At 61.2% G+C, this 11,404-nt stretch carries 11 protein-coding genes; 2 read left to right on the top strand and 9 right to left on the bottom strand.

Annotated elements, in window-relative coordinates; genetic code table 11:
* Positions 1 to 53 precede the first annotated feature (53 nt).
* On the top strand, positions 54 to 641 hold the full coding sequence (locus EOS_RS10010; protein WP_047846476.1) for a LysE family translocator: 588 nt from the start codon (positions 54 to 56) through the stop codon (positions 639 to 641).
* 23 nt (positions 642 to 664) lie between these two features.
* On the opposite strand, the gene EOS_RS10005 is transcribed toward EOS_RS10010, so the two are convergent.
* Positions 665 to 1,492 (bottom strand): AraC family transcriptional regulator, encoded by an 828-nt coding sequence (locus EOS_RS10005; protein ID WP_053063828.1) that lies wholly within the window; start codon positions 1,490 to 1,492, stop codon positions 665 to 667.
* A 510-nt stretch (positions 1,493 to 2,002) separates the two neighbouring features.
* Between EOS_RS10005 and mug the strand changes: the two genes are divergently transcribed.
* Positions 2,003 to 2,581 carry a G/U mismatch-specific DNA glycosylase gene (mug, locus tag EOS_RS10000; RefSeq protein WP_047846474.1) on the top strand — a complete coding sequence of 193 codons (579 nt, stop codon included), beginning with the start codon at positions 2,003 to 2,005 and terminating at the stop codon, positions 2,579 to 2,581.
* A gap of 238 nt (positions 2,582 to 2,819) precedes the next feature.
* On the opposite strand, the gene EOS_RS09995 is transcribed toward mug, so the two are convergent.
* From EOS_RS09995 to EOS_RS09960, 8 genes are all read right to left on the bottom strand, one after another.
* On the bottom strand, positions 2,820 to 3,704 hold the full coding sequence (locus tag EOS_RS09995) for a bifunctional helix-turn-helix transcriptional regulator/GNAT family N-acetyltransferase (RefSeq protein ID WP_047846473.1): 885 nt from the start codon (positions 3,702 to 3,704) through the stop codon (positions 2,820 to 2,822).
* 104 nt (positions 3,705 to 3,808) lie between these two features.
* Positions 3,809 to 4,225 (bottom strand): ParB N-terminal domain-containing protein, encoded by a 417-nt coding sequence (locus EOS_RS09990; protein ID WP_047846472.1) that lies wholly within the window; start codon positions 4,223 to 4,225, stop codon positions 3,809 to 3,811.
* The gene (locus EOS_RS09985; protein ID WP_047846471.1) at positions 4,215 to 5,012 is read right to left on the bottom strand and encodes an ABC transporter ATP-binding protein; all 798 of its coding nucleotides are present in this window, start codon (positions 5,010 to 5,012) and stop codon (positions 4,215 to 4,217) included. The genes EOS_RS09990 and EOS_RS09985 overlap by 11 nt, the downstream gene beginning before the upstream one ends.
* Positions 5,006 to 6,067, bottom strand: coding sequence for a FecCD family ABC transporter permease (locus tag EOS_RS09980; protein WP_047846470.1), 1,062 nt, complete (start codon positions 6,065 to 6,067; stop codon positions 5,006 to 5,008). The genes EOS_RS09985 and EOS_RS09980 overlap by 7 nt, the downstream gene beginning before the upstream one ends.
* Positions 6,064 to 7,260 carry an ABC transporter substrate-binding protein gene (locus tag EOS_RS09975; RefSeq protein WP_047846469.1) on the bottom strand — a complete coding sequence of 399 codons (1,197 nt, stop codon included), beginning with the start codon at positions 7,258 to 7,260 and terminating at the stop codon, positions 6,064 to 6,066. Before EOS_RS09975 ends, EOS_RS09980 begins: the two co-directional genes overlap by 4 nt.
* A gap of 31 nt (positions 7,261 to 7,291) precedes the next feature.
* On the bottom strand, positions 7,292 to 8,557 hold the full coding sequence (locus tag EOS_RS09970; RefSeq protein ID WP_047846468.1) for an MFS transporter: 1,266 nt from the start codon (positions 8,555 to 8,557) through the stop codon (positions 7,292 to 7,294).
* A gap of 3 nt (positions 8,558 to 8,560) precedes the next feature.
* On the bottom strand, positions 8,561 to 10,468 hold the full coding sequence (locus tag EOS_RS09965) for an IucA/IucC family protein (RefSeq protein WP_082163293.1): 1,908 nt from the start codon (positions 10,466 to 10,468) through the stop codon (positions 8,561 to 8,563).
* A gap of 12 nt (positions 10,469 to 10,480) precedes the next feature.
* Positions 10,481 to 11,404 (bottom strand): NAD/NADP octopine/nopaline dehydrogenase family protein (locus EOS_RS09960; protein WP_047846467.1); only part of this gene is annotated, 924 nt, incomplete at its 5' end.

Genomic DNA, 11,404 nt, shown 5'->3' with positions numbered 1-11,404 from the left:
TTGCTGATTGTCTATCTTCCGGTTGTCGCTCACTTCCGACTTCCGAAAGCAACATGAATCAGCTCTTATCGATGTCCGCGTTTGCGCTTGCCTGTTCAATTACCCCGGGTCCGGTCAACATTGTTGCGCTAAGCACCGGCGTGCGCCGCGGAGCCGGTGCCGCGATGCGGCATGTGACCAGCGCGACAATTGGCTTCACATTACTGCTTTTGCTGGTCGGCCTCGGTCTGCACCGGATTCTTGCGCGCTGGCCGCAACTCACGCACGTCATTCAGTGGGCCGGCGTCGCGTTCTTGTTATACATGGCTTGGCAACTCGCCCGCGACGACGGTACGCTCAGCACTGACCATAGCAATGACAGACCATCGCTCGCGTCGGGTGCGGTGATGCAATGGCTCAACCCGAAAGCATGGCTTGCGTCTATGGCCGGGATGGGCGCTTACGCAGCGAACGGTGACAGCCTCCTGGTGTGGCGCTTTACGGCGCTATATTTTGTGATTTGCTATGCGTCGCTTTCTTGCTGGGCGGTGGCCGGAACGTTGCTGCGCCAGCATTTGCACGAGCCGTCGCGCGTGCGGCTTTTCAATCGCTCCATGGCACTCCTGCTCGGCGGTAGCGCGATCTACCTGCTAAAAGCTTAGCGGCCAGCAAACAACTTCGTGGATCAACCGCGATACTGGCCCGGTGTTGCCGCGACCAGTTGCCGGAATGCACGATGCAGATGCGCCTGGTCGGCGAAACCGGCATCGGCCGCGACTTCGGCGATCGGGCGGCCGCGCTTCAACTGGACGCGACTAAATTCGATGCGGCAATTGACCAGGTACGCGTGTGGGGTCATGCCATAGCGCGCCTTGAACGCGCGGATCAAATATGACGCCGACAACTGCGCTGCCGCGCAAATTTCGTCGAGCGACAGCGAACGCGTGCGGTGCGCGCGGATATATTCCGCTGCGCGCCTGAGCTTGTGGTTCGTCTCCCGTGCCTGCGCGGGCGCGCGATTCAGCCAACGGTGAGCATCGTCAAAAAACTCGATGACGGAGCTGTGCTTTTGCAACGTGTCGGCGAGCTCGTCAGTGAGCGTCGTATAGAGCCGGTTAAGGCCGGCATAGAGCTCGGGCTGCCAGCTGGCTGCTGTCGAGAAAGCCCGGAAACCATGTCCTTCGCTAAATCCGAGCTCGTGCTGGAGGGAAGTTAGCCATTCAGTGTCGAGATGTAACATTCGATAGGACCACGGCTCGTCGTCGAGCGGATTGCATGCGTGCACGTCTTGCGGATTCATCAGCACTACTGCGCCCCGTCCCACTCGCTGACGCACACGACCGTTCTCATAGATACTCTCGCCGCCTGTCACCACGCCGATCGAGAACGTCTCGTGAGCGTGCCGCGCGTAGCAGATCTCGCGGCCATCATCGATCGCTCGGGCTTCGATGAACGGTAGCGCGGCATCTCGCCAGAAACGTGGAGCCGGTGCACAAATAAGGGGTAACGCCACAGGTGGTTCCTTTGAGTCTTCGATGAGCCCGCGCTGGTTTGACGACGCTGCGTATGGACGCGCGGCGTCGCCTAATTTTATCGTGAATTGCTACGGATTCGATTGTGGCGTCGACTGTCCGTTTCCGGCCGGGCTCGGTTCGATCTCGAACCGCCTCAATCGACCTACTTCTGCCGTTAAAGCTCGCGAGAGAGGTGAACGGCGGCTTCCAATGTTCTTCGGACGTCCAAGACACGACGCGACTACCTAGCGCAAGCACCCCCTCGCGTGGAGAGCCAGTGGCATATACCGTCGCTGACCAGAATCGGGGCACGTTTGACCTGAAATCGCCCCTCTTGTCGCTTGTCCGCCGTGACAGAGTGGCCCAAACTGCGCTTCTGGGAGCCTCCTCCCAACGGAGGAACAGGCGAGGATGGTTCCAAGCCCTGCCGTCAGAGCATCTCGATACAATCAGCAGACGATGTCGTTGAGGTAGCCTCTTGTTTCCATTCAGCGGCTCGAATGCACTTCATGAAAAAGCTTACACCATCCGTGACTAGCTCCGATTCACTTCAATGTCTTCCCGATATCCTTGAACCGGGTTTATCAGTGATATTTTGCGGCATAAATCCGGGCATCCGTGCGGCATCGACCGGCCACCACTTTGCCGGCAGAGGCAATCGATTCTGGCGGGCCGTTCATCTCGCGGGTTTTACTCCTGAACAGATTTGTCCTCAAGACGACCACACACTCCTGCAGTATGGTTGTGGTCTCACCACCGCGGTCTCGCGTCCGACGGCACGAGCGGACGAACTATCACAATGGGAGTTCAAAGCGGCTGCGACCGAATTCGAGCGGAAGATTGAACGATATGCACCGCAATGCGTTGCCTTCCTCGGAAAGATGGCGCTCAGCGCAATGTCGGGCAGGCGCGACATCTACTGGGGCCTGCAACCGACAGCATTCGGCGGTGCCAGCGCATGGGTGTTGCCGAATCCCAGCGGCCTGAACCGGACATTCAGCCTCGACGCGCTGGTGACTGCCTACGGGGAACTTCGTATTGCCGTCGCACCGGCTGGTTCGGCTTGGAGAACCCGCTCAGTAGACTAACCCGTACGTTCCGACTTGCCCACCAGCATGCTCTGCTACACAAGTCTGCGCCGCGGATAAAGAAGATGTGCGTGGTAACGCATCCTCCCGTCGTTGACTAGCGGACTGCTGAGTATCGCTCTGGTTGCGCTCGTTGCGCCGCCCTGGCTTCGCGCTGATCCGCGGCGCTGATGCTGTCCTTACGACGATATAGGACCGTGAGCTTCGTTTGTTTTCCAAAAATCACAAAGCGGGCACATCACGTCAGCTTTTTTTCAAACCAGTGGTGGGCGTATGGCTCAGCATTGAAAGCATCGACCTCAACGTATCCGGATCGCCGATAGAGAGCAATCGCCTCGCGTAAGGTTCGATTTGTCTCCAGGCGAATAACTCGCACTCCGGTCTGCCGTGCATGTTTCTCCGCCTCATCGATCAACCGCCGGCCTACACCCAGGCCGCGAGCTGACGGGCTCACCCACATCCTCTTGAGCTCAGCCGGCGACTTCTTGTGAAACTTGAGTGCAACGCACGCTATCGGGTTGCCATGGAGTCTCGCCACGATCAACGCTCCCTCCGGAGCCGTCAGTTCGCGGGCATCCGCCGACAAGCTGATCGACGGGTCGAACCCCGAGTCAAAGCGCTTGTCGAGTTCGGCGAAATACTGTTCGAAGCACCACCGCGCGTTATCGCTATTCGGATCCTCAATGGCGAAGCGCACCAGGGATGGCTGTAGCAAGCGCTCTACTTCAGACATGGCTGCGATAAGCCTCCGGCGCTGCTCATCGCTTAACGGTTCGAGTACACGAGTAGCAACCGCGTCCGAAAGCCGTTCGAGTTCAGCTCTTTCATCGAGGCCAGCCTTGGTCAGACAGGCCCGGCGAACTCTGCGGTCGTCCGGATGCGTCTGGACGACGACAAGTCCCTGTTGTTCAAGGGAGGCAAGCGTACGGCTGAGATATCCTGAATCGAGGTTAAGCCGCGCGCGAAGATTACGAAGATCAGCGCCGTCAATCCCGACCTCCCATAGAAGGCGGGACTCGCCCATTGGGCGCCCGCGCCCGAGGAAACGATCATCTATAGCGCCAATGCCCTCGGCGACTATGCGATTAAAGCTACGAACCTGCTGAATGTCGGATGCGTTCATATCTCTGACTTTAGTCAGAAATCGTGATTCCGTCAATCTCGAATGCGAAGGAACGACGTGCTCCTTACTCAATCTACAAACAGCCAGCTACAACGTCGTGCGGATCAGGAGCCACCATTCAATGCGGACAATTGAATCTCCGTTGCTGGCAGTACAGGCGCAAAGCGATGTCGCGTCGTTTTATAGGGGAACAGGCCTTTATCCTGCAAGATGCGCCTGCGGATACTATTGATACAGAATGGCGCGCCAGTCTGCCAATGCGTGACCGAAACCCTCGGATCCTGATAATCGAGCAACACGCAGGGCAAATACCGTAACCCGAGCAAAGCCGCCGCGCGCGCCCTGTGGTTACCGTCCATGATGATGCCGGTCTCCTTTTCGACGGGGATCGGTGTTGTCCACGAATCGGCCTCGCGGATGACAGCGGCCAGACGATGTACGTCGCGCTCATCGACCTCCTCGGATGGGAGAAAGAACGCGACTGGTTTGAGCGCGACGCAATACGGCAGCTTATCGAGCATTTGCCCTCCCCTGGAATTCGCCTTCACTGCCTGCAACGGCGCCGTCGACAATGACGTGACACGCCCCCCTCGAACAACGCTCTATGCGGGCGTTAATCTGGTACACGTCACGCAGCATCGCGACCGTGATGACGTCTTCGCAAGGCCCGCTGCCGTGCGCCGTACCATCGGCGATCACCAGCACCTGGTCGGCGAAGCGCAGTGCCTGGTTAAGATCGTGCAGCGCGATAAAGACGATCACCCCGCGCTGCCTCGCGAGCGCGCGCATGAAGCCGAGCACCTGCGCCTGCCGGCGCATGTCGAGGGCACTCGTCGGCTCATCCATGAGCATGATTTCGGGATCGCGTGCGAGGGTCTGCGCGATCGAGACGAGTTGCCGCTGTCCGCCGCTCAACTCGTCCAGGTGACGAAACGCCAGCTCGCCGATACCTAGCGACGCCATGATCCCGTCGATCAGCGCGAGATCGGCCTCGTGCACCGCCCAGGTCGGCTGCTGCTGCTTGCAAGCCAGCAGGACGCATTCGTAGACGGTCAGCCTGGCGCTGGCGGCGCTGTCCTGCGGCATGTAGCAGATGCCATCCAATCCTTTGCGCGAGTCTTCCAGCCGCACGTTGCCGGGTCCACCGACCAGCCCCGCCATGCGCTTGAACAGCGTCGACTTGCCTGCCGCATTAGGGCCGATCACCGCGACCACCTGGCCACCGAAAAACGCAGGTGTACTGATCTCCGAGAGAATCCGGCACCCGCCGTAAGTGGCCCCCACACCGTCCAGCCGTAGCTTCACCATGCGTTCCTCTTGCTGCGCAGAATCAGGGAAATGAAGAACGGAACGCCGACGAGAGACGTCACGACCCCAATGGGAAAAATGGCGCCGGGAATCAAGGTCTTGCTCACCACTGAACTCACCGACAGCATCAGTGCGCCCGTCAGCAATGAGGCTGGCAGGAAAAAACGCTGATCTTCGCCGACCAGCATGCGCGCGATATGCGGCCCCACCAGACCGACGAAACCGATGACGCCGACGAACGCGACCGGAAACGCCGCGAGCAGGCTGACCATGATCAGTGTCTGGAAGCGCAAACGCCGCACGTCGATGCCAAAGCTTGCTGCCTTGTCGTCGCCCAGACGCAGCGCCGTCAACGCCCAGACGCGCCGCGCGAAGACCGGCAGCATGACCAGGATCGCGAGGCAGATCACACCGACCTTGGGCCACGTCGCCTTGGTGAGACTACCCATGGTCCAGAACACCACGGCTGCAACGGCCTGCTCGGTCGCGAAATACTGGACCAGCGCGAGCAGTGCATTGAATGTGAACACGAGGGCGATGCCGAGCAATACGATAGTCTCGGCCGTTACGCCGCGCCGCATGCTGAGCACGTGGATCAGGATCGCCGACAATACCGCCATCACGAAGGCATTCAGCGGCACCACATAGTCGACGGCGACCGGAAACAGCCTGAGGCCGAACGCCAGCCCCAAGGCCGCGCCGAAACTCGCCGCAGCGGAAATACCCAGCGTGAACGGGCTCGCGAGCGGATTGTTAAGGATCGTCTGCATCTGCGCTCCAGCCAGCGAGAGCGCCGCGCCCACGGCCACCGCCATCAAGGCCACCGGCATGCGGATTTCCCACAGCACCACCCGCACTTGCGACGAAACGGTATCGGGCCAGAGCACGGCGCGCACCACCTCTCCCAGGCTGTAGTTCGCCGGGCCGAGCGCCAGATCGAGCAGCACGCTCAGCAGCAGCAGCGTCGCGAAAACACCGAGCAGCACGCGCTTGCGCCGCACAAGCCCGCGATAAGCACTGCGCTGGGTAGTGTCAGCCAAGGACACGGCGCTCATTGGCGCACCTCCTGGGCGGGCAGACTGACGAAATAGCCCGGCGAATAGTCAATGGGCAGGAAACGCTGATGCAGCTCACGGAACGTGGCGTCCGGATCGAGATCGGCAAAGAGCGCCGGGTGAAACCACTTCGCCAGTTGCTGGATGGCGACGAAGTCGTACGGACTGTTATAGAACTGATGCCAGATGGCATGAAACGCGCGGTTCCGGTTTGCCTCGATGCCGGCATAAGCCGGCCGCCTGGTATAGGCCTCGAGCTTGCGTGCGGCTTCCGTCAGGTCCGCGCCCGGCCCTACCCCCACCCAGCGCCCGTGCGGCACGAAAGCTTCCCAGTTGGCGCTCGTCACAACCACCTGGTCGGGGTCGGCGGCCACCACCTGTTCGGGATTGAGTTGGCCGAAGGTCCCTCGAATGACACCCTTCGCGATATTGTTGCCGCCCGCCATCTCGACGAACTTGCCGAAGTTCTCGTTTCCGAAGCTCAGGCAGCAGTCCTCCGTGTATCCGCCAATGCGTTCGATGAACACCTTCGGGCGCGCCGGCCGGTGCGCGTCGATGACGCCGGTGACGCGCCGGATCTGCGCGGCACGGAACGCGATAAACGCCTCCGCCCGCGCTTCCCTGCCGAACAGCTTGCCGACGAGGCGCATGGTCGGCTCCGTGTTCTCCACGGGATAGTGACGGAAATCGACGTACACGACGGGTATGCCAAGCGCGTTGAGCTTCTCGACGTAGCCTGCGTCCTCGGTAGCCCGTTGTGCTTCGATATTCATCAGGATCACATCGGGCTTGAGCGCAATGGCCTGCTCGATGTCGAACGTGCCGTCTTCAAAGCCGCCGAACGTGGGGATGCCGGCGATCCCGGGAAACTTGCGCAAGTAAGCGGAATAGGTGTCCGGATCCGACTGGATCAGATCCTTCCGCCAGCCGACCACACGCTGAATCGGATTTTCAGTGTCGAGCGCCGCAACCAGATAAAGCTGGCGCCCTTCCCCCAGGATCACGCGGCGCACCGGCACGTGCACCTGGATCTTGCGTCCAAGCAGATCGGTCACCGTGGTCAAGGCGGACTGGCTCTCACCAGCAGCTGTCGGCGTTACCCCCGTCCCTTTCCGCACCACAAGGACTGCGGCGAGAACGGCGATCCCTGCGAGCGCGACGAACACGATGCTCCAGCGACGCTGTATTGTCATGATGAGTAATGCTTATAATGATTGTGAATGATCATTCGGTGGCTTCCTGCTGACCGGGTGAAATCGGCGAGCCTGCGAGAACGCTGCGCTCCCGCCTGAGGGTCAGGATGACGATCATCGCCAGCGCGTAGGAAACCGCCACAAAGAAATACGTGTATGGCAGTCCGATGCCGTCGCTCAACCAGCCGCCAAGTGCAATGCCCACGACCGACGAGAACTGCGTCATGCTCTGCGCGATGCCGAGGATGCGCCCCTGGTAGAGACCACTCGCAGCCCTCGAAATCAACGACATCAGCACCGGTGTCGTGGCGCCGAGCAGGATGCCCCACAAGAAATGAATCGTGATGAACACGCCGGTGTTGCGCGTGAGCCCGGCAGCCAGCGTCAGGCCGGCGCAGGCCAGCGCGATGAGGGTCATCCTGCGCAACGCCTCCGGCCGCGTCTTGTCCTCGAAATAGCGGGCCCAAAGCGAGGCGGACACCGCAAAGCCCAACGACAACATTCCGTAGCACAGGCCCACCACCCAGTTGCCCACGTCGAACATCGAACTCACATAGAGCGAGAACGGCGTCTGGGCGATCATGCGGCTCACAAGCAGGATGCCGACGATGCCGAGCAGCCCGGGAATCGGCGAAGAACGCCACATGGATAGCGAGCCGGACCGCGCCACGGCGCCGGGCCCCGGATCGGCAGCCGGCACGGGACTCGACACCGGAACGTTGGGCAGGATCGACCACACGGCCGCGGCGCAGCACACGCACAGCACGGCTGCGACGATATTGATCCAGAAGAATGTCGCATGATCGAGAATCAGGCCGCCCGCGACTGCGCCAGCCAATGAGCCCAGATTGGTCGAGACCTGCAGATACGCGAACAGACGCGCCCGGCGCAACGGGGATTCGATGCTGACGCCATAGGTTTGCGCCGGTGCGATGTAGCCCGCGCATGCGCCTTGAGCAAAACGCAGCGCGAGGATCGTCCAGACGTCGCCCGCGAAGGCCAGCGCCAGTTGCGTCAAAGACAACCCGAGCAAGGCCCGGATCATCATCAGCTTGTGTCCGGTGCGATCGCCGACACGGCCCCAGAACGCGCTCGTCAACATGATGCCGAGCATCGGCCCCACGTAGACCGCGACGCCGGCAAAGCCGAACTCCAGGCCGGACGTGCTGAGTGCTTTCAGATGGATGGGCCAGAACGGACCGCTCATTTCCATGGCGCCCATGGAAATGAGCTGAATCACGAACAACACGTGAATCAGGCGCGCCGCCCGGTCCGGCGCGACCATGGTATTCGTCATCGCTCAACCCTCGTTGTGCGCCGCCAGCAGCGGATTGGGCAGATGATGCTGGAGCCGGTAGTCCGAATATCTGAGCAGATGCATTCGCAACACCGAGCGCGTCGGCCAGGGACGTTCGAGGAACGCCTCCCGTTCGGCCTGCCACAACGCGCTGGAAACACGCGGCGCGAGGGTATCGAAGGCACGTTCCGTTTCTTCGCGCAGAATCTCCCACAAGCGGGACCGCCCCAGCCCATATTCCTCTGTCAGCAACAGCGCCACTTCGTGCAAGTGACACACAAAGCATGCGTCGAGCACAAAGGATCGGACCGGCTCGATGTCGTCGTCAAAGACGGTCGGGAGAATTCCCGGATGCACGTAGGGCTTGAGTTCATAGCCGCGTTCAGCAAGCAGCGGCGCATAGGTGCGGCCGTCTCCGAAATCGCGGATCAACACGCGTCTGGGTGTTCCGTCCGCGGCGAACAGCACCGACGTATTCTGCTGATGCGCCTCGAGCGCGATGCCGTACAGCAGATAAATGCCGATCACCGGATACGTGACGACTCGCGCGTACTGCCGGAACCAGGCTTCCACCGCCTCCGCTCCGGCAGGTGCACCGTCGTACCCGATCAGCTCCGTCATGAGCGACCGGCCGCTCGCCGGCGAGCGGGTAAGCAATGCCGCCACGGTGATCGGGAACAGGCGGTCCGTGCGCTCGAAGGCGTCCTTGCTCGCGCGATACGCAACCGACAAATGGCGTCCTGGCCGGTCCTCCTGCCGCACTGCGTGCTTATAGTGCAACGCAACTTCTTCCGGGAAAATTTCGAGCGTCTGGTCGAAGCCGTTTTCGTCGGCCAGGATGCGTTTGATCACGGTGCTGACGCGCGGCCCCATGTGGATCGACTTCGCCTGGAGGCTGCGCTGCTCGCTGGTCAGCCACAGCGCCACCGGCAGCTTGATGAACGGCACCGGTCCCGGCAGCCGCGGCATCATGGTGCGGAACGACATGGTCGGCCATGTCTCTACATCGGGTCCGTCGAGGATCAGCACACCCTCTTCGATCTCCGCCGCGTATTCCTTGCGCACGAAATGCTCGAGATGCCAGGCATGGATCGGCAACGGCAGCCACGCGCGCTCGTCGAGTTGCCGGGCCATGAGGCCGTCTTTCCAGCGTACCCACAGTTGCGGGAATTGCGCGGCGAACCAGTCGTGGTAACTGTCAACATGCGGCATCCGCTCCACATACGCCATGTCCGCCCGCAGCGAGGCGATACGCACGCCGACCGTCGCGTTGAATTCGGGTGACAGCGCGGCGACTTCAGTTGCGCTCAGGTCCGGCTTGCTCTTCCAGGTGGGATAGAAAGGATGACCTTCGAGCGCGCCCCACTGATCGAGCAGCACCGCCGCATCGCGCACGCTCATGTGCTTGCGTAGGTAATCGGCGAGACCAAGGGCACCTGCCGCGTCGATACGCGCGCGCAGATTCGCATCCCATGCCTCGCGGTAAATGCGGGCGAGCGCGTCGTTCCCGATGCTGTTGGCTACATCGGACTTGAGCCCGGCCACGTCTTCGTCGCCTGGCTCAAAATCGAAGCTCGGCCGCAGCAAGTCGATCATCTGATCCGGGCTTTCGATAACCCTGCGCGTTCCGTCTGATTCGATCAGCGTGATCGTGCCACGGTTGATAAAGGTGTCGGCCGGCGCCGCCTCGAGGTCGGCGAAGAACAGCAGCGCATGCCTGCTCCACAGCGGTAACCAGGCACCGCGGCCCTCGGGCGCGTAGACAAGCGCGTCCTTACTGATGATCTTCTCGGCGAACAGGCAGCGGACGATGCGCCGCAAGGCATTGCGTCGTGCAGACGCGAAGGCGTCGTGCTGCCGGTCCGCATAGAACGCGTTATCAGGTTGCAATAGCGAAGGAGTGGTCTTCATAGAGTTCCGGCTTCAGGCTGGCCAGGTTTCGGGAAAGTAGTCGAGCGCAGAACTGCGCAGGCCGTCCATATAGGACACGTTCCAGTGAAAGATTGCTTCAATGTGAGGCAGACGCATGTCCAGGCGCTTCGCCATCTCGACCAGCAACGCCAGGCCGTAAGCCACATCCTCGTGAAAGGCGCGACTCTCTTTATCGATGACGTACCCCGTGGAGTCTCCGGCCGGGACCAGCGGGGCCTCGATTGCGTCGTAGGCCTGATTAGTGCGCAACACCGACAGCATGGTCCCGTGGTCGCGGATCTGGTCCTCGTAGGCCTCGATGATCTCCTGCTTCAGCGGCTTGATCGACGACAGGTTTACCCCCAGCCGCCGCTCGATAGCTTTGCACAGCATCTGGCTCTCTTCATCGCTGCGCTCGAGGAAATACGCACCGAGTTCGGGGCAATCGGTCCACCAGCAAAGCCGCGCAGGAAACACCTTGTTGTGCCATTGCCCGTAAGGTCCAATCAACCCATAGATCACTGAACTGTGCATGATCGGGTTACCGGGCGTCAGCGTGATTTCCAGGTAGTCATCCAGCAATTCGACGGGCGCCGCGTAGAGCCTTTTCAGGTGCGCCAGCAAAGCGGCGCGCGACGCGTCGTTTTCGCGCGCGTGCGTCCCGACGTACAGCGTGCTCTTCGCGCCACCCATCCTGACCGACACGCCTGGCTGCAAATCGAAGGCGGTATGAGCCACGTCTTTCATGCCCCAGATGACCGCGTTGGGCCGGGCCGCCAGGATGTGTTCAGCGAGCCAGTCGAAACCGCAGAAACCCGGGATCGCGCCGACGTAGACGGGCTTGTCCGACGGCAAATGCGTCGCAATGGCGCGCAGCAACGCCGGCCTGACGTGCGCCGGCACAGTGATGATGACGACATCCGCGTCGGCGAGGAT

The sequence above is a fragment of the Caballeronia mineralivorans PML1(12) genome (genome assembly GCF_001028175.1).
Classification (GTDB): Bacteria; Pseudomonadota; Gammaproteobacteria; order Burkholderiales; family Burkholderiaceae; genus Caballeronia; species Caballeronia mineralivorans.
The sequence above is the reverse complement of the archived record's forward strand: the minus strand, read 5'-3'. Positions and strand labels throughout refer to the sequence as shown.

What these genes read in the sequence shown, in the direction of transcription:
- EOS_RS09985 (WP_047846471.1), bottom strand. Translation starts at nt 5,012, where the DNA reads ATGGTGAAGCTACGGCTGGACGGTGTGGGGGCCACTTACGGCGGGTGC.
- EOS_RS10010 (WP_047846476.1), top strand. Translation starts at nt 54, where the DNA reads ATGAATCAGCTCTTATCGATGTCCGCGTTTGCGCTTGCCTGTTCAATT.
- EOS_RS09970 (WP_047846468.1), bottom strand. Translation starts at nt 8,557, where the DNA reads ATGACGAATACCATGGTCGCGCCGGACCGGGCGGCGCGCCTGATTCAC.
- mug (WP_047846474.1), top strand. Translation starts at nt 2,003, where the DNA reads ATGAAAAAGCTTACACCATCCGTGACTAGCTCCGATTCACTTCAATGT.
- EOS_RS09990 (WP_047846472.1), bottom strand. Translation starts at nt 4,225, where the DNA reads ATGCTCGATAAGCTGCCGTATTGCGTCGCGCTCAAACCAGTCGCGTTC.
- EOS_RS09965 (WP_082163293.1), bottom strand. Translation starts at nt 10,468, where the DNA reads ATGAAGACCACTCCTTCGCTATTGCAACCTGATAACGCGTTCTATGCG.
- EOS_RS09980 (WP_047846470.1), bottom strand. Translation starts at nt 6,067, where the DNA reads ATGAGCGCCGTGTCCTTGGCTGACACTACCCAGCGCAGTGCTTATCGC.
- EOS_RS09995 (WP_047846473.1), bottom strand. Translation starts at nt 3,704, where the DNA reads ATGAACGCATCCGACATTCAGCAGGTTCGTAGCTTTAATCGCATAGTC.
- EOS_RS09975 (WP_047846469.1), bottom strand. Translation starts at nt 7,260, where the DNA reads ATGACAATACAGCGTCGCTGGAGCATCGTGTTCGTCGCGCTCGCAGGG.